This is a genomic window from Aestuariibaculum marinum, from assembly GCF_014596975.1.
GTDB classification, from domain to species: domain Bacteria; phylum Bacteroidota; class Bacteroidia; order Flavobacteriales; family Flavobacteriaceae; genus Aestuariibaculum; species Aestuariibaculum marinum.
Genome location: NZ_JACVXD010000002.1, coordinates 691,657 through 710,953, shown reverse-complemented (window position 1 = coordinate 710,953; position 19,297 = coordinate 691,657). Strand labels below are relative to the sequence as shown.

The following is a 19,297-nucleotide window of genomic DNA, read 5'->3' as shown; positions in this document are numbered from 1 at the left end:
TATGCAACCCATTAATACAGCATTATGCTCTTACGGCATGAGTGGTCATATATTTCATGCACCGTTCATTTCTGTAAACCCTAACTTCAATTTGTACGGCGTTTTAGAACGCACTAAAAATGAAACTGAAAAGCATTATCCAAACATTAAGACTTTCAGATCGCTTGAGGCTATGTTATCTGATGACAACATTGAGCTTATTGTTGTTAACACACCAAATATAACGCACTACGAATTCTCAAAAAAAGTTATTGAAGCGGGTAAGCATCTTATTGTTGAAAAACCGTTCACAACGTCCGTTGTGGAAGCTGAAGAGCTTATAAAACTAGCTAAAGAAAAAAATGTCATATTATCGGTATACCACAACAGACGTTACGACAGTGATTTTTTAACAATTAAGCAGGTCCTTTCCGAGAATTTAATTGGAGAGTTGGTTGAAGCTGAATTTCATTACGACCGTTTCGATCCTCTATTAAGTTATAAAGTCCATAAAGAAAAACCTACAGCCGGTGTTGGTAGTCTATACGATTTAGGTTCTCATTTAATCGATCAAGCCTTACAACTTTTCGGAATGCCTAATGCTCTTTTTGCCGATTTAGATAGTTACCGACCAAACTCCAAAGTAGGTGATTATTTCGATGTAAAACTATACTACCCCAACCATCGTGTTATTTTAAAATCCAGTTATTTTGTTCGCGAACCTTTACCAGGAAGTATTTTGCATGGCACTAAAGGCTCATTCATAAAAACAAGAGCCGATATTCAGGAAAAACAACTTCAAGCAGGCAAAAGGCCTAATATTAAACATTGGGGTGAAGAACCAGAAACAGAACGCGGACTTTTACATACCGAAAAAGATGGTAAAACAATTAGAGAACACATCCCAACAGCGACTGGTAATTACATGACCTATTACGATGGTATTTTCGATGCTATTAGAAACCATAAAAACATCCCTGTAACAGCCGAAGATGGCATGCTCGTAATTAAAGTCATTGAAACTGCTTTAAAAAGTAACGAGCAAAAAAAAGTGGTTAACCTATAAAATTAACCACTTTTCTATTCACATTTCTACTGAAACTATTTTAAATATTTTTCTACACTCGACACATTCCTTTTTAATTCTGAAACAGCTAGTTTAGCAACTTCATTAGCTCCTAATTTAGACAAATGCGTATCGTCATGTTTACCTTCTTTGTAATACGGATGTTCTCCCGGCTCAAAATGAAGATGTAATTTTTTAGAGTTTTCAACACCGTAAGACTCTTCCAAATGTTCCGTAAAATATTGTAAGTCTATAAACGGAACATCGTACTCCATAGCCACCAAACGCACTTCTAAAGGATACTCGCCATGCGTATCGACTAACGTCCCATACTCATTAAAATTTCGCCTCACAATAGAAGAAAACAAGATTGGCGTTGCACCTTTTGCTCTTGTTTCTTCAACAAACTTGATTAAGTTATGACGATACGTTACATGCGGATTTGTATATCGGTCTGGCGATTTAAACTTTTGATCATTATGCCCAAACTGAATAAATACAAAATCGCCGGCTTTTAAAGTTTCCAACACCGAATCCCATCGTCCCTCTCCAATAAAACTACGACTACTTCTCCCGTTTACGGCTCGATTATCGACTGTAACACCATCTGCTACATAATTTGGTAACACCTGCCCCCATCCATGTTCTGGGTTTGTTTCAGGGTTCTTTTTATTTGCCATTGTAGAATCTCCAATCATGTAAATTGTGGTCTGCGCCATACAACTCGACGTGATTAACAATAGCATGATGAGATGTAATTTTAAAAGCTGTTTCATATTCATTTTTAACGTCTTTATAAGTTTTGATACCATTTAGTTGTTGATTTTAATATGTTTTCTTTAGTATATTTTTTCGCTTGTGACTTTTTTAATTGATGAGACCATTCCACCCTACTTTCCGGTTGAAAGCCTTCTCCTGAACAATTATATTCTGCGTAAAATGAAAATTTTTCAGCTTCAGGCTTTTTCCAATTATGCCAACCTTCAGGTCTAATATGTGCTCCCATATCACATTCTAAAAATACGGTTTTAGCATAAAAACGCCAAGGTCTACCCAAATACACCTCGGTCACATCTTTACCGGCTGTGAGATTACAATTTTTAAACACATATCCATACTCCTGCCCTTGCGGTGTGGATGCTGCTGTAATATAGGAATTCGATTTGTTGTGGATTTCACAATCTTCAAAAAGCACCGTAGCTTCACCAAAAATAAAATCGGTAGTCCCTTCAATGTAACAGTTTTTAAAATATTGTTTAAAACCTTCACCAGCTGTGTAAACGGTATCTTGATTGCCGATAAAAGCACAATTTTCAAAATAACATCGATTAGCATTTACCGAAAGTGCAATGGCCTGCCCAACTGCGCCTGCTGTATTTTTAACAGTTAGGTTTTTCGCAATAAAATCATCGCCTTCTACTAACAAAGTTGATGTATGAAACGTGCTATTTCGCCCTAGGTCAATTTTCTTAAAATAATCATCGAATGTGATGATAGTCCCCTCTTTACTTTCCCCAATTAAAGATACATGCGTGTTCCATGAATAAATGTGTACTTTTTCATTATACACACCGTTTTTAACATTAATAATAACACGTTGATACGGAAAAGATTTTGCAGCATACATAGCCTCCTGAATGGTCGTAAAATCACCCGTACCGTCTTTAGCTACAACCATATTATAAGGATCTTTCGGTGCCTTTTTCTTTATAGGTGTTCCATATTTTACTTTCCATTCTGGATATCGTTTTAAAACCTCATTTGGAGCGCCACTATACCAGGCATATCCGTTTCTTCGTTCCTCACCAATTTCAGCCAAAGTGGCTTTTTTAATTCCATCGCGATCACAAAAAAATGGTGAATTATCATCCAGCTCCATGAAACGCGCCCATAACGGATAACTACCATCCTCTTTAACTACAATGGTATTACGTTTACCGGTTTCTTTGTCAAACTCACGTTTAACACGAATACCGGTTAACTTGGTTTTTTCAAACCATTTTACGGCACTATTAATCGAATTAATAACTTCAGGGGAAGGATTTTCTAATGACATTAATAACAAAACAATATTAGCCGATTCGGCTCCACTTAAAGAAGGCAACTCATAACTTCTTGCTTTAGCTGGCTTCAAAGTTTTTTCATCATGCTGTGCACACCAAGCCGTTAAAACACCATTTTGTTTATACTGTGTTTTTACAATACACGCTATACCTTTCTTAAATGCTTTTTCAACCTCTGCCTTTTTTTCATCTGAAAGTTTTACAGCGTATTTCCCAGTATCATCTTTTAAGTCTTGCAACACTTTTAAGATATTCACCATAGAATTATCATTATAAGTGATGTGCGTATAATACCCCTCCTTCAACGGATAAAACTGCGGCCAGCCTCCATTTTCATATTGCGCTTCCAAAAGATAATCTACACCTCTTAAAAAAGCCTGTTTGTACACATCTTCTGCAGTTGCCTTATACATTTTAGACAAAAAATACAATTCTTGAGTGGTAGCACCATTATCGGTAGTTGCTTCTTCATTTGTCTTTTTAAGCTTTTTAAGATGCTCCTTCTCGCTTAAGCTTAAAGGCTTTTGCATTTGCGTATTCTTAGGCCACCCGCCAATTGCTCTTTGATACAGCAAAACATTTTCTGCTATGCTTTTTGCCTCTTCTGTTGCAAACCAATTATCTTCACTTTGATAAATGATGCGTCTCCACGACCGATCATGAACTTGACTAAACGCCAATGTTTCAAAGGTTATTATAAAGATTAATGCAAGCGCGATATGCTTTAAAATTTTCATTTACTTTTATTATTTAGTTGAATTAATGTAATGGTTTATAAATAAAGTTATCAAAGATAACATCGCCCTCACCAAAGGCAAACAATCCGGCACGTAGACTTAAAAACTCTCCGAATACATTATGATTAAATCCACTAGACTCAATACTTCGCTCTACGCGACTCCATTGTTTTCCATCTTGACTAAAATAAAAACTCACCTCGTTTTCTTCATTTAAAATACGGAGAAATCCATGGTTTCCTAAAGTATTAGGTTCACTGATTTTTCGTTTTTGACGATTGAAAACCGCAAAACGATCCTTGTTAACCGAAATATGCATATTAGCGACTTCATTATAATACAAGCACAACCCGATTTCAGCCTCTCCTTCTAACGTATATTCGACCTCAACTTCATATTTTCTATCGCCACTGTTTACTAAAAGCGGTGAACTATCTGCAAAAGATGTTCCTTTACCTTTAAAAACCAAAGCGCCATCTTTAAATCGTACACGACTCATATCGTTATCTTTATAGAACTGCCATTGCAGATTTAAGGTTTCATTATCAAAATCATCACTTAAGCCATGCTTTGCTTTTGAGCTTCTTAGGTTTGGGACCGAAATTTCATCAGAAGGTTTAATACCATCGGGCACTTTAAACCAACCATCTTCCGTCCACTCAATCGGTAGCATCAAGGTTTGCCGGCCTAAAGTTTGAAAATGCTTTTCATAACCATGATACATAATCCACCAGTCTCCATTTACATCGTCAACCAGTGTACCATGACCTTGATTCCACCAACGCTCTGCTCTGCTTTCGGTATGTACTATTGGGTTATATGGTGAATTTTCAAATGGTCCGTAAGGTGATTTAGCTCGTGCTGAAACTACCATATGCGCCGTTGCCGGCCCGGCTGTTCCTCCTTCGGCTGTAGTTAAATAATAATACCCATCTTTAATTGTAGATTTAGGAGATTCTAAACAAAAGCACTCCGTACTCCAACTCTTCGGAAACTGCCAACCTTCATAATTAAATACAGGCTCTTCTGCAATTGCTAAGCCATCATTGGTTAATTTTACAACATATCCTTTTGAAAGATATAGATAACGATTACCTTGCTCGTCCGCCACATGACCTGGATCTATAAATCCATTCAATTTTAAATCAACAGGCTCACTCCATGGCCCTTTAGGGCTATCTGAATACACTACCCAGTTTGTGCCACCTGCCGGGAAATAGATATAATATTTTCCGTTTACAAACACCAAATCCGGCGCCCAAACCGATCCCACATTTTTAGTTAAAGCATGGGATATGCGTTCCCAATGAATTAAATCGGTAGAATGCCAAACAACTAATCCCGGATAGTAGTTAAATGACGAATGCGTCATGTAGTAATCACTACCAACCCGAACAATTGAAGGATCGGGGTAATCACCCCCTAAAATAGGGTTCGTGTATTTTGGTCCCTCCTCTGATTGAGATGTCGTCACAATGCTTTTTGACTCTTGCTTACAATTCATAAAAGTGATAAACAATAGCAGAACGACATATATTAATTTTGAGTGTTGCTTAGTTTTATTCATCTTATTAACTTTTTTAGTCGTACCATTCTATTTTTAAGTTTTTAATCAATGTGGCACCACTACCTACGCTTCCGGTATGCTGAAAACTTAAACCACCATACGTATTCGGCTTAATTTCTGCTTGTAAATTCACCTCATTAACAACGGTATTATCCTTATGACTCGCGAAATAATCTTTCGTATTTTCTGCATGAGCGGTTAACTTATTACCTTTAATTTCGATAGTGATTTTACAATTCGGCCTGTAGCAAGAGGCAGAAATCGGTTGACTAATAGCCTGTGCAACACCACTTTCGTATTTCATTAAAATAAAATCTGTTGCATCACTATACTTCGTTGTTCTAATTAATCGTAATGCATAGCCATTCATATTCTTCACATCCATTTTAATTCCAATATCCATATATTGAGCGCGCGCACTGCTAAATCCTTGACCTGCTGTTTTTGAAGGAACAGCGGTAAAACTTATTTTCATATCACCAAAAGATTCACCCACCGGTTGATAACGCATACGCGCCCCTTTTGTATTCTGAACAAACCCTTTTGTACCTGCCGCGCCATTTATTCCTTCACCATAATACCACGGATCTTTACTGTTATCGGCTTGCCAGTTATACTCATTCGTATCGGCTGGCGCATAACTATCTAAACTCCAAAATCCGGGTATAACCTGGGGTTGATACTTAGCTGACATCGTTTCAAAATTGGGTATTAATACCTGTTGATTATTTTTTACATCACTAGGTTTAATCTTATTTTTAAAAATGACTGTTCTAGCTTTTCCTGGATAGCACCTTAAATGTTTAGGTTGAATACTAGCCATAATATAGTAACCAATATCTCCAACACTTAGATCGTATGTTCTTAAAGGGTTATTTAATCTAGAAACAGATATCTCTATTGGTTGGTTTCCTTTTTCATCAACACAGCGATACCATGAAATTAGAGATTCATCTTCAAAATTCATATCTAATTTATAATGTAATGATAATTTTCCAGGCTTTATATTTTGTATTTTTGGAGCAACAATAAAATCAGGAGGATTAATAAACGAAGGTTTTATATACAACACTGCTGCCGCTTCTAAACCCGAAGATGTGGATGCCTTAACAATAACCTCCTTTGTTTCGTCTTCTTGATTAGTTGGAACAACCAAACAGGTTTGGTCTTCTTTTACAATCAATTGTACATAGGATTTATATTCTGATGAAACTGTCCACTGAATATCTTTTGAATCTACTTCGAAGTTTCCAAATCGAAAAAGTTTTGGTGTGAGCACCAAACTATCTTTTCCTGTTTCCAAAGTTTTTTGAGTAGGCTTCACTTCCAATAAAGTTGGTATATTAGAATAATCTTTACCGGACTTTTCTTCCTCTTTATTCACCATATATTTAACTTTCATCGGATCCCAATCGTCATTTCCCCGAAGTAAATTGTAAGTATTATAAACAATGTGACTGTTATATTGAAATCTGTATGCATTTAAAATAGGTTTATCAGTCATCTCCACCGTAGCGTAGGCATCTTTTTCCCCAACAAATAACGGCTTGTCATTTAAACTCACATTATATTGATAATACCGAGCTTCTTTATCCGGAATATCTCGCCAGCCTATGTAATTAAGTTCCTTCGCTGAAAAACGTGTGTCTACCAAAGCAATAGGCCCACGGCTTTTACAAAAATATTGTGTGTTTTGAGTGAATGTATTAATATCACAATTTAGAAAAACAGATCCCGTACCATCTGTTCTATAAAACGGTTTTGATGAGTAAAAATCGAAGCTACAATTTAAATATACCGCACTACCATTTAGGGCATCGTCTGTCATTTCAAAATGACAACCATCAAACAAAGTACGTTTACTCCCCCAAAACGGTCCTAAATTTAAACGACTAATAAATCTGGTATTTCTAGCAACCACCTTATCGCCATTTGAAAAAATTAGCTGCGCCTGAACAATAGCAGACCCTCTCTTTTTCCTATTTAGCTTGGGGTTTAACGGGTAAACTAAATCTAAATTACAGTAATTTCCAAATGTTATATTCTCGGCAGAAGTTCCATCACCTTTAATATTCAGCATGGTGAAATTACCTTTGGCTCCCATTGTTTGTCCGCGATTACTGGCTATTATAATATGTTCTGGGTTTTCAGACAACCCCTGAAACCGTAACCATTCGCATGAAATCTCCAAACCAAATGGCACAGGGTTTCCTGGTTTTGGAATTCGGATTTCCGGGTCATCGGGATCATCTACCCAATATACCCAAGGTGCAATATACAAAACCATGGGACTGGACTCTGTTCCATCGTTTAAATGTTTTGATGCTTCTACAATAGAATTAAATACAAAAGGGTATTTTGCGACCTCAGCATCCGACATTTGTCCGTCAATAAAAAAGGCATTAGACCCTAATTTTATTTCTTTCCCCTTATAAAGAATGTAATCTCCATAAAACTCAAGGTCCTGATATAAATCACCCTTATAAGATTGTGCGCTAGAAGAAAATGAGAGTCCTAAAAACGTCAGGAATAGTATTAAGTAACGGTACATATGGTTTAGTTTAGTTGGTGGTGTATTTCTAAAATACTTTTCATTTTACATTCTTTAGGTATCCAATTAATATTTTCATATTCCTTATGTAAGTTCCTGTTGATATGAATAACTGATTGGTTTTATTTGGATATGGAGAGGTATCATATTCGTCACCTACTCGAGTTGTTGCGAATTCGTCTGTTGGAATTGTATATTCCGGATCACCAATATATGGATTACTAATGTATGCTCGAGTGGTTAACCAACGATTAGCATCATCTAATTCACTTAAAACCTCAGAAACCTGTTTCTCGTCAACCTCAAAACCATACACATACCTATTTAAATCATAATACCGTTGTGGTGTTTGAGAATCCTGAAACTGTTTTGGTTTTAAAGGTGAGTTCTGAGCGATCTCTGCCTCTGATAATTTTAAGACTTTCTGATATTCATCCTTCAAATAATCTAGTTGAACAAATGCTTTTCCATAATAATGAGATAATAGGTTTGAATCATTTTCATCCATATAATACTCGCCGTTAACCACATTAGAACCACGTCTATGAACATAAATAGGCTTATTAGTTTTAGCATCTAAAAAAGTAGGATGCGTTCGATGCCCTTCAACTTTATTTTCAGACAACTTTATTTGCTCTAACCAGGAAATAGCTTTAGGAACACCTCCTAAAAACATTTTATCACCGGTTAGCTTATAAAATTTAATAAGTAGCAAGGCATTTTCGCAAGTTGTCCTCGGTAAAAAGGCAGCTGGCTCATAAGTTCTTGCACTAGCGGTTTTCATATTCATGTCTAGTTGCTGTCCCCATGCCCCTATTTCATCTTGGGAAATTTTATAAAAATTCATCCCTCTATAAATAGGTTCTAAAAAACGTTCTTCTCCTAAAACCAAATAGCATTGCATGAGAAAATGAATATTCTCCCAAATCACATCATCATTAAACGTGTAAAAGGGTGTGTAATCAGGAAACTTATCAGTTTCAAATCCTTTAACATAAGGATAGCGTTGTGGCCAACCTCCATTAGGATATTGACTTTTTAAAACAAAACCAATAGCTTTATCTATTGCTGGTTTATATTTTGGATCCATTTTTTCTAAATACATACGCATAAGAAACCTAGCAGCATCTGATGTTACATCGTCATCAAATGTAGAATTACCGTAATAATGCTGAAATTCCTCCAACCGCCAGCCATTCTTCCCAATCGTATTATACCATTGCTTTAACGAACGGTCTCCAGCAAAATCAATCATATAATTCCAACCTCCTTCATGACTTTGTCCCCAAATTAGTGCCGAAGCAGCTTTTTCTGCAGCAGAATAATAATATTCATCTTTTGTCACCCTATAAGCATCCAAAAAGAGATGCCCCATACTTATTGTACCTGGATGTTGAAGCCATACCATGGTTTTATAAGCTTCCATTTCACCCCATTGCCTTGAAAAATCGGGCAGATAATACCAGACGTAGCCACCATTATAACTAACTTCTTCTACCATATACTTGGTAGCCTCTAACATAGCCTCGAGGACAAGGTTTGGATTAATTCGATTTTGAGAGTTCAACTTTAAAGCTAACACACTAGCAAAGCTGAAAATAATAAGCTTTTGAGTAAGCTTCATCTTATTTAGTTTTAGTTTTTTGGTTGAGATGCTTATTATAAAGACATAAAATCTATAGGGGTAATTGCATTCGGCGTTATCCTGATTTTATAAATATCTCCTTTAAACCATGATCTTTTATTTAGTCGAACCCCTATCGAGGTTTTGCCAGTCTGGATTGGACGGAACTCAAAAGGCTCTTGCAACTCTCTAACACCATTGACATAAGTGGTTAATTTATGTTTTTCTACTACAAGAGCAACGTGATGCCATACTCCTGATTTATGCATTAGCGATTCATCAATTAAAGCTTTTTTATGCTCACCTGACTTCACAAATCCATCAAAATACCAATAGCCATTCAAAACTCTTATTTCTAACAACATTCTATCTCTTGAGACCTCTCCTATATGTAACACACGCTGTTCAAAACTACCATCAGTAGCGGGTTTGAAAATCATCTCAACAGTAAAAGTTTCTAAATCTTTTAATGGCATTTGATTTAAAAACAATGCATCGTTAATACCGTTAAAACTTAAAACTTCTCCTATAGAAGAACTTACAACTATGGGATGCCCGTCAATTATACCATTAAAATCTTCTTTCAATAAAGATGATAACTCCCAATTCGTAGTTACTTGACAATAACAAAAGTTAAACATTAGAAATATTAAAAATCTCAAAACAATTTTTTTCATACAATATCCCACTGTTCTTAATCACTAATCATATGTAATCGATTACCAAATATATTCAAATAATCAACGCTTTCCCAACAAAAATAAAATATCACCAAAATATAAGCTAAAAATTTAACTATTCTCAAAAAATCACAGCATAAATCAACAAACACTCGACTTAAAAGTCCTCAACTTATCCATTTACCCTGCTAAAATCTCTCCCTATTGTAACTAAAAAACGTTTTCGATACAATATTCAATATATTTTAGCAATAAATCCTCTCTAAACAGCATCAATCATAAGCCCTTTTAATACAAAATACGTAATAACTCATCTCCCTGAATATATATTTAATAATTAAGACTATACATAGTTAAATAGTCAACAATTATTTGCTAAAAAAAAAATAATATTTATATTTGGGACAATCGATTACATTTTAAATTCTAAATCTTAGGCTCGTTTATTTACTAAAAGCCTTACAAATAGAGGATTTAAAACCTTTTTTCTAACCCAAAAAAGAGTTATCGATTGCCACCACAAACCACTAAAACCATCTAAATAATGACATAAAAACCTTTCCTTCCTCTCAGATTCTCAAACTAAAACAAATAATTAACAATTAAACGAACTATTTATGACAAACTATTCCTTTTTTAAACATCAATTTTTCTTGCTCAAAGCGAGACAAAAAACCCCTCCATTTAAAAAGGTATTTCATACTCTTTTAATGGGTGTTTTCGTTTTATTCACAGGGTTAACCTACGCGCAGAATTCAACTGTAAGCGGAACCGTTACAGATGGAGGCGAACTTGGAGGTCCTCTTCCAGGTGTAACCGTAATTGTGAAAGGAACATCGAACGGAACATCAACAGATTTTGATGGTAATTATTCTTTAAGCAATGTGGCTCCAGATGCTACGCTTATTTTCTCTTATGTTGGCTACAAATCGCAAGAATTAGCCGTAAATAATCAATCTACAATAAATATCACTTTACAGGTAGATGTTAGTCAACTTGACGAAATCGTAATTGTAGACTACGGTTATGGTAAAGTAAAAAAATCGGATATGACAGGTGCTACTGCCAGTATTAGCAGTAAAGAGCTATCTACCATTCCTATTTCAAACGCCGCCGAGGCATTAACAGGACGTTTACCTGGTGTAAATGTAACATCTGCTGATGGTGAGCCTGGGGCTGAAATTAGAATTCGTGTTCGTGGAGGTACTTCTTTGTCGCAAGACAATAGTCCGTTATATGTAGTTGATGGATTTATAGTTGCAGGCATTGATAACATTCCTGTAAATGATATTGCGAGTATTGACGTCTTAAAAGATGCCGCTGCAACCGCTGTTTATGGTGCTCAGGCATCCAACGGTGTAATTGTTGTAACCACAAAAAATCCTGTTGCAGGAAAGACTTCCATTTCCTACAACAATTTTTTCCAATTTAACGAATTACCACAGGACAGAAAATATGATGTGTTAAGTCCTTATGAATTTGTTTTAGCAAATTATGAATATCAAGCTTTAAGAGGAGAAACTGCTATTGAAGGTTTTGAAAAGTATTTTGGTAAATATGAAGATTTAGAACTTTATCAAGAACGCAGACCAACCGATTGGCAAGATGAATTATTTGGAGGCTCTAGATTATCACAATACCACAATTTATCTATTGGTGGAGGTACTGAAATGACTAAAATGAATTTAAGTATTTCACACAATGCCGACGAAGGTTTATTAACGGGTTCTGGTTATGAAAGAACAGCGGTTAACTTCAAATTGAATCAAAAAATATCTGATCGCTTAACATTTGATGCTCAAGCAAGGATTACCAACTCAATAAGAGATGGTGCTGGTACTTCAAGTGGTCAATTAAGTATTAAGGATGCAGTTCAAACAAGACCTGTAAATGGTATTGCTGATGAATTAGATATCGATTTAAATCAAGTTAATGAAGATGATGACTTTCAACAGTTCCTTTTAGGTTTAGTAAACCCTAACGACTTAGTTGAACAAGACTGGAGAAAAAGAACAGATTACGATTATGTTTTTAATGCCGCTTTAACTTGGAAAATAACCGATGATATTACAGCAAAATCATCATTTTCTAGAAATAAAGGTTTCCAAGAAGATTTAAGATTCTACGGTCCTTTAACCAGTGAGTCTTTCAATAATGGTGGTAGTTTACCTCTAGGGCAACGTTCTAACAGAAGCGACCACAGCTATAGATGGATTAACACTTTAAACTACAAAAAAGATTGGGGTGATTCCAGAATCGATGTGTTAGTTGGTCATGAAGTATCTTCCAGTGGAGGACATAGCGACTTTTTAAGAGCTGAGAATTTCCGTCTATCTATTACACCAGAAGAGTTATTTGCTAATATGCAATTTGGTGATGCAGACAGATTCTCTACTTCTGAATTCACAGAATCTAACAGAAAATCATTATTTGGACGTTTCGACTTCCAATTACAAGACAAATACATTTTCACGCTTACAGCAAGAGCAGATCAATCGAGTAAATTTAGTAAAGACAACAACCTAGGTATTTTCCCTGCATTAGCATTTGCCTGGAAACTAGAAGAAGAAAATTTCTTGAAAGACTCTAACTGGATTGATCAATTAAAATTAAGAATCTCTTATGGTGAAACTGGTAACGACCGTATCGGATCGGGGTTAAACCAATTCTTATTTAGCGCCACAACAAACCGTGGACCTGGTTTTGGAAATGTAGACAACATCTACTACCAACCTGAAAGCTCATCGCTTTACAACCCAGATTTAAAATGGGAAACAACTGTCACAAGTAACTACGGTTTAGATTTTACATTCTTCAATAAGCGTTTAAATGGTAGTTTCGATTACTATAGAAATGAAACCCGCGACTTATTATACACCCAAGCTATTCCAACAAACACAGGATTTAACGAACAATACGCTAATATTGGTAGTACGGCTAATAAAGGGGTAGAACTTGGTTTAACTGGCTACATTGTAGATAATAAAGATTTTACTTTATCTGCTAATTTCAATATTGGACACAACGTTCTTACTATTGAAAAACTTGATGGAACTCAGTCTCGCTTTGCACAATCAAACTGGGCAAGTACCGATTTAAGAAATCGTAACGATTACATTTTAGAATTAGGCGGAAAAATTGGTAACATGTACGGTTTTGTTACCGATGGTTTTTATTCTGTAGATGATTTTGAAAGCTACGATGAGGTAAGCAATACGTATATACTAAACGGTGACGTTGCAGATGCTTCAGGTACTGTTGGTGGTGCTTTACGTCCAGGTAGTTTAAAATTAAAAGATTTAAACGATGATGGTGTAATTAATGATTTAGACCGAAAAATAATTGGTAATGCTTTACCAGATTTTCAAGGTGGTTTCGGAGTTAATGTACGTTGGAAAAACTTCGACTTGTCAACATTCTTCAACTACCAGGTAGGTAACGATGTATACAACACAGGAAAAATACAATTCAATCAATTAAGAAGGGTAACTAATGGTAACCTTCTTCAAACAATGAGTTTAGAGAACAGATTTACTTATCTGGATATAGACGGAGCTATCACAGGAACTCCAGGAGGTATAGTAACTGACCTAGAAGACCTACGTCAGCTGAACCAAGGTAAAAACATTTGGTCTCATGCTAGCCACGGTATAGCTGCAGCCGTAATTCACGACTGGGCTATTGAAGATGGTTCTTTTTTAAGATTAAACAACCTGACTTTAGGTTACAGTCTGCCAGACAAATTAATCTCTAAAGTAGGATTATCAAAATTCAGAGTATTTGCTACAGGAAGAAACCTGGCCATTTGGACAAAATACTCAGGATATGACCCAGAAGTTAACTCCAGTAGAAACCCTTTTACTCCTGGTTTAGACCGATCTTCTTTCCCAAGAGCACGCTCGTACACCTTTGGAGTTAACGTAACATTTTAATTAAAAAATTGATTGATATGAAACTTAAATATTTATTAGCTTTTATACCAGCTATAATGCTATCGTCTTGTGAAAAAGACTTTTTAGAACCAGATTCTATTTCAACATTCGACCTCGATTATATTTATTCCAATGTCGATGATGCCAGAAATGGAGTTAATGCTGTTTATTCCTATTTTAATCAAGATGCGTTTAGATCAAGGTTATCTAATAACATGACAGGAATTACAGATATTGAAATAGGTTACCATAATGGAGAATACGATAATGGTCGTCGTGAAATATGGAATGCCGATGCACTTTCATCGAACAACGACTTAAATATTGTATGGACTTATGCCTACAGAGCCATTAGAGATGCCAATATTGCTATTGAAGGGATTACCAATAGTGGTAATTTAGATTCTGATGATGCGAATGTTAAAACAACCTTCAATCAGTTATTAGGGGAAGCACATACCTTAAGAGCGTATTGGTACAGTATGTTAGCTTACTATTTTGGAGATGTTCCCTATGTAACCGAAGCACCCGTAGCTGGAGCAGATTTCTTTTTCCCTAAAACAAACCGAAACACCATTCTTTCTAAAGAGATTGAAGCGTTGATGGCTGTCGAGGAAAACATGCAATGGGCTGATGCATTGCCATATGGCATTGAACAAGTAAATCGAGAGTATACTATAGGTATGATTGCTCGATTAGCACTACAACGTGGTGGATATTACTTAAAACCAGATTTAACAATGGCTAGAGATAGCGATTATTTAGATTATTATCAAATCGCTAAACAATATTCGCAAAAATTAATTAACTTAAAAGACAGAGAATTACCATCAGATTTCAGACAAATATTTTACAATCAAAATATTTTCTTATCGCCGGTTAACCAAGACATTCTTTTTGAAGTTCCTTTTGCAAAAGGTGGCGGCGATGTAGCCTGGAACATTGGTATTCGTGTTGACGGCGGTACTGAAGCAAAACATGATTACGGTTCAGGTAGCAACTATATGGCCATACCTGCAACTTACTACATGTCTTTTGACAGTAAAGATTTACGCCGCGAAGTTACTTGTGGTTTATTTAAAGTAACTACAGAAGACACGTTAGCACACGTTGGTGTTAGTAACATTTCTCAAGGAAAATGGAACAGACGTTTATTACCAGAACCTCCAGGGCGTGAATCTGCCAAAGGGACTGGAATTAACTGGCCAATGCTACGTTATGCAGATGTGTTATTAATGTTTGCTGAAGCTGAAAACGAATTAAACGGTCCAACAATGGAAGCTCAAAATGCATTTAAAAGAGTACGTCAACGTGCATTCGACCCTGCAGACTGGAGCACAAAAGTGGATGCTTATATGTCGCAAATCTCAACATCTAAACAAGCCTTTTTTGATGCTATTGTTGATGAACGCGCTTGGGAATTTGGAGGTGAAATGATTCGTAAATATGAATTGGTTCGTTGGAACCTATATTCAGAAAAAATTCAGGAAACTGTAGATGGTCTTAAAAAATTAGCCGATGAAGCTTTTGCTGGCGTAGGGACAGGACCTGACTACATGTATTGGAAAACAGATGACCAAGGAAATTTTGTTGTGCTAAATCCAGATAATAAGGTTGCAGCAGCACCTGATGAAACATGGATAAGACAATCATTTTTAATAGGCTTACACAATGACACAACGACCTATTCAGAATTTATCCTAAATGATTTCGAGAATTACATCAATGGACCACAACCAGGAGTCGTTAGATATATTTTCCCAATTCCTGTAACAGCCATTGATAATAGCCAAGGAACTCTTGCTAACGATGGTTACCAATTCACTAACTAAACTAATAAACATGAAAAATAAAAGTAATATATTTAATATAAGAACGCTGTTATTTTTATCCTTAATCGTTACCATGTTTAACGCTTGTGATAAAGATGATGAAGGCAGTTACGATAAGACTAGGCTATTTCGCCCGGTTCTTAATCAGCCTCTTTTTGCCGAAGGAAATACCATTGTGGTAAATATGGGTAAACTAAAAGGTGCTGTTGGCTATACCATTGAAGTAAGTCGCGATACTTTTCAAACCATAGAATATACCATACCTTCAGACACCAACTACGTTGAAATAAATGCAAACAACGTAGGTGAAGAATTATTCTGGAACACCATTTATCAAGTAAGAGCAACTGCCCATGAAGCAGACCCTCAATACGATAGTAAAATATCAGATTTTGGAGGCGTTAGAACAGAACGTTTCCCTTCCATCTTAAATGTTCCTGAAACTTATGATGTTACCGATGTAGCTGCAAGAGTAACCTGGACTCCTCTAGGTGATGCGGTTACAGGAATAAAAGTGTTTGCTTCAGATGATTTAAGATTAACAGATCCTTTATTTCCAGAAACAACAGTTACTAATGAGCAGTTCTTAGCTGGAGAAGCTTTTGTAGAGGGATTAGAACCTGAAACCCAATACCAAATAGCAATTTACAGTGGATCGACATTAAGAGGTTGGGTAAACTATACCACTTTGGTAGCAGAGCCAGACTATTCTACTATGGCTAACTTAATTGATTTAAGAGGGAATGAAGATAGAAATGCCGTTGCAGATGCACTTGATTCTGCACCTGAAGGCGCAACCATACTAGTTTCAAGAGGATTAGAATATGATGCTCCTGGTAAAAGAATTTCTAGTTCTGTGACGATCAGAGCAGCATATGGTTTCGGAGAACAACGTGCAATTCTATGGTTCCCGAGCAATTTCGATTTAGAAGATGGCGCTACTGTAGATCATATTCGTTTCGTTGGACTAGAGTGTCGAGGAACAGATTGGGGAGGTAAATATGTAATTAACATCAGTAAAACTGCTACCTTAAACGAATTTAGTTTTGACAACTGTTACATTACTAACTTCAGAGGTATTTACAGACAAAAAGATAACCCTTCTGTGGTTAACAATTACATCATTAATAATAGTGTTGTAGATAGTATTGGAGGATATGGTGTTGCTGCTTGTGATAAAGATACAGCTACGTTAAACAACATCAAACTATCTAATAGTACATTCAACCATATTATCTATTTCATAATCTCAAGAAATAACTCAGAATCTATAACAATTGAAGATTGTACGATTGCAAATGCCCCAGAAAAAGGACGTCAACTATTTAGATATAGAGGTGGCGACGGCAAAAACAATGTTACCAATGGCGTTACTATTGTTAACACCATTTTTGGTCACGGATGGAATCAAACAGAAGGAGATGAAGACTATGCTTACCGTGGAAAAGAAGGTATGTATAACACCAATTTTACGGTTAACAATACTTTCACTGTAAATGATTTCTCATTTTCTAGTAATGAAATTGGAGAAATCACTGTAGGTAATGCAGGCTATACCCAGGATGCTCTTTGGGTAGACCCAATGAATAGTAACTTTAATTTCTTAGCTTCAGGTTTCTTAGGTCAGTATTCCGCGGGAGACCCTAGATGGCGTACCAAATTATAGGTCAATTATAAACCTTATACAAAGTGGATATCTCATAGGCAATTTGCTTTAAAGGTATCCACTTTTTAATATAAATCTAACTCAAATTAAACATGAAGTTATATTTAAAAATAATCATAGTTTGGTCTACTTTTACTTTCTTTACTTGCAGTAGTTCCTCACAAGAAGAACCCGAAGAAGAAATTGAAATTATTGACCCTTCCCCTGAGGAAGAAGAAACAACAACTGATAAACCAACCCCTGTGGAAGAAACTGCTTTTGCCTTTCCCGGTGCAGAAGGCTTTGGCAAAAACACCACTGGTGGTCGTGGTGGCAAAGTAATTTTTGTAACCACATTAAACGATTACGGATCTGGAAGTTTAAGAGAAGCTGTTAATACACAAGGGGCACGTTATATTTTATTTAAGGTTTCAGGAACCATAAGGCTACTCTCTGAATTAAAAATAAATAATGGAGACGTAACCATAGCAGGACAAACAGCTCCTGGAGATGGGATTTGCTTAAAAAATTACCCTGTAACCATCAATGCAGATAATGTTATTATTCGATACCTCCGTTTTAGAATGGGCGACGAAGCCAAACAAGAAGGTGATGCCATTGGTAGCAGGTTTCATAAGAACATTATAATTGATCACTGTTCCATGAGTTGGTCTACGGACGAAACGGTTTCTATCTATAACAATGAAAATACAACCCTACAATGGTGTTTTATAACAGAAAGCTTAAGAAACTCGGTTCACGATAAAGGCTCACATGGATATGGTGGTATCTGGGGAGGTAAAAATGCATCTTTCCACCATAATTTATTAGCACATCACGATAGTCGAAATCCGCGTTTAGGAGAATATGCTGGTTCAGCATTTGCTTTAACCGATTTAGTAGACCTAAGAAATAACGTAATTTATAATTGGCAAGGCAATAGCGCTTACGGAGGTGAAGCTATGAATGTTAACATAGTTAATTGTTATTACAAACCAGGGCCAGCAACGACAAAAACGACTCGTATTATGTCTATTGACAAGAACAAAGTCGAGGGCACAGAGGTTTACAATATATGGGGTAAATTTTATATTAATGGTAATTACGTTGAAGGTAGCACTCAAACTACAAATGACAACTGGACTTACGGTGTTTACAACCAATTTCACGGTAGTTATGGTACAGTTTCTGAAGAAGATAAAAACGGTATGCGCGTGTTAGAACCTCATAATATAAACAGCAATGTAACCACACACCCAGCCCCAATCGCTTACGAACGAGTATTAGATTACGGAGGCGCTTCATACAAGCGAGATGCTATCGACACCAGAATTGTAAACGATGTAAGAACAAAATCATACACCTATGAAGGATCAAACGGAAGCACCAAAGGTATTATAGACACACAAAGTGATGTCGGCGGATGGCCAGAACTAGCCTCAGAAACACCTCCTACAGACACTTCTGGAGACGGAATGCCAGATGATTGGAAAGTAGCGATGAAATTGAAAGCTACCGACAATAATCCTAATGGTCATGATTTAAGCACAGGCTACGAAAATATAGAAGTATATATAAACAGTATTGTTGCTTCTATAACCGAAAATCAAAACAAATAAAC

General features: G+C 36.1%; 11 protein-coding genes. 5 read left to right on the top strand and 6 right to left on the bottom strand.

Going from position 1 to position 19,297, the window contains the following annotated elements; translation table 11 throughout:
* Position 1 precedes the first annotated feature (1 nt).
* Positions 2-1,045, top strand: a complete 1,044-nt coding sequence (locus ICJ85_RS06945) for a Gfo/Idh/MocA family oxidoreductase (RefSeq protein WP_188223041.1) — start codon at positions 2-4, stop codon at positions 1,043-1,045.
* A gap of 35 nt (positions 1,046-1,080) precedes the next feature.
* Here ICJ85_RS06945 and ICJ85_RS06940 read toward each other — a convergent pair whose 3' ends face one another.
* The 6 genes from ICJ85_RS06940 to ICJ85_RS06915 all read right to left on the bottom strand — a co-directional run bounded on the left by ICJ85_RS06940 (position 1,081) and on the right by ICJ85_RS06915 (position 10,264).
* Positions 1,081-1,821, bottom strand: coding sequence for a rhamnogalacturonan acetylesterase (locus ICJ85_RS06940; protein ID WP_241739499.1), 741 nt, complete (start codon positions 1,819-1,821; stop codon positions 1,081-1,083).
* 17 nt (positions 1,822-1,838) lie between these two features.
* Positions 1,839-3,845: a pectate lyase gene (pelA, locus tag ICJ85_RS06935; RefSeq protein WP_188223040.1), complete on the bottom strand. Its 2,007-nt coding sequence runs from the start codon at positions 3,843-3,845 to the stop codon at positions 1,839-1,841.
* A 22-nt stretch (positions 3,846-3,867) separates the two neighbouring features.
* Positions 3,868-5,349 (bottom strand): family 43 glycosylhydrolase, encoded by a 1,482-nt coding sequence (locus tag ICJ85_RS06930; RefSeq protein ID WP_188223039.1) that lies wholly within the window; start codon positions 5,347-5,349, stop codon positions 3,868-3,870.
* A 76-nt stretch (positions 5,350-5,425) separates the two neighbouring features.
* Positions 5,426-7,963 carry a hypothetical protein gene (locus ICJ85_RS06925; RefSeq protein WP_188223038.1) on the bottom strand — a complete coding sequence of 846 codons (2,538 nt, stop codon included), beginning with the start codon at positions 7,961-7,963 and terminating at the stop codon, positions 5,426-5,428.
* A 40-nt stretch (positions 7,964-8,003) separates the two neighbouring features.
* Positions 8,004-9,587, bottom strand: a complete 1,584-nt coding sequence (locus ICJ85_RS06920) for a pectate lyase (protein WP_188223037.1) — start codon at positions 9,585-9,587, stop codon at positions 8,004-8,006.
* 35 nt (positions 9,588-9,622) lie between these two features.
* Positions 9,623-10,264, bottom strand: coding sequence for a LamG-like jellyroll fold domain-containing protein (locus ICJ85_RS06915; protein WP_188223036.1), 642 nt, complete (start codon positions 10,262-10,264; stop codon positions 9,623-9,625).
* Between the two features lie 656 nt (positions 10,265-10,920).
* On the opposite strand from ICJ85_RS06915, the gene ICJ85_RS06910 reads away from it, so the two are divergent.
* From ICJ85_RS06910 to ICJ85_RS06895, 4 genes are all read left to right on the top strand, one after another.
* Entirely contained in the window at positions 10,921-14,199 is a 3,279-nt protein-coding gene (locus tag ICJ85_RS06910) for a SusC/RagA family TonB-linked outer membrane protein (RefSeq protein ID WP_241739498.1), read from the top strand.
* Positions 14,200-14,216: 17 nt separating this feature from the next.
* Positions 14,217-16,031 carry a RagB/SusD family nutrient uptake outer membrane protein gene (locus ICJ85_RS06905; RefSeq protein WP_188223034.1) on the top strand — a complete coding sequence of 605 codons (1,815 nt, stop codon included), beginning with the start codon at positions 14,217-14,219 and terminating at the stop codon, positions 16,029-16,031.
* Between the two features lie 10 nt (positions 16,032-16,041).
* Positions 16,042-17,697, top strand: a complete 1,656-nt coding sequence (locus tag ICJ85_RS06900; protein WP_188223033.1) for a DUF4957 domain-containing protein — start codon at positions 16,042-16,044, stop codon at positions 17,695-17,697.
* 92 nt (positions 17,698-17,789) lie between these two features.
* Positions 17,790-19,295, top strand: coding sequence for a pectate lyase family protein (locus tag ICJ85_RS06895; protein ID WP_188223032.1), 1,506 nt, complete (start codon positions 17,790-17,792; stop codon positions 19,293-19,295).
* Positions 19,296-19,297 lie beyond the last annotated feature (2 nt).

Excerpts from the sequence above, each read along its gene's own strand:
- ICJ85_RS06945 (WP_188223041.1), top strand. The coding sequence starts at position 2 with ATGCAACCCATTAATACAGCATTATGCTCTTACGGCATGAGTGGTCAT.
- ICJ85_RS06905 (WP_188223034.1), top strand. The coding sequence starts at position 14,217 with ATGAAACTTAAATATTTATTAGCTTTTATACCAGCTATAATGCTATCG.
- ICJ85_RS06925 (WP_188223038.1), bottom strand. The coding sequence starts at position 7,963 with ATGTACCGTTACTTAATACTATTCCTGACGTTTTTAGGACTCTCATTT.
- ICJ85_RS06940 (WP_241739499.1), bottom strand. The coding sequence starts at position 1,821 with ATGAAACAGCTTTTAAAATTACATCTCATCATGCTATTGTTAATCACG.
- ICJ85_RS06915 (WP_188223036.1), bottom strand. The coding sequence starts at position 10,264 with ATGAAAAAAATTGTTTTGAGATTTTTAATATTTCTAATGTTTAACTTT.
- pelA (WP_188223040.1), bottom strand. The coding sequence starts at position 3,845 with ATGAAAATTTTAAAGCATATCGCGCTTGCATTAATCTTTATAATAACC.
- ICJ85_RS06920 (WP_188223037.1), bottom strand. The coding sequence starts at position 9,587 with ATGAAGCTTACTCAAAAGCTTATTATTTTCAGCTTTGCTAGTGTGTTA.
- ICJ85_RS06930 (WP_188223039.1), bottom strand. The coding sequence starts at position 5,349 with ATGAATTGTAAGCAAGAGTCAAAAAGCATTGTGACGACATCTCAATCA.
- ICJ85_RS06895 (WP_188223032.1), top strand. The coding sequence starts at position 17,790 with ATGAAGTTATATTTAAAAATAATCATAGTTTGGTCTACTTTTACTTTC.
- ICJ85_RS06900 (WP_188223033.1), top strand. The coding sequence starts at position 16,042 with ATGAAAAATAAAAGTAATATATTTAATATAAGAACGCTGTTATTTTTA.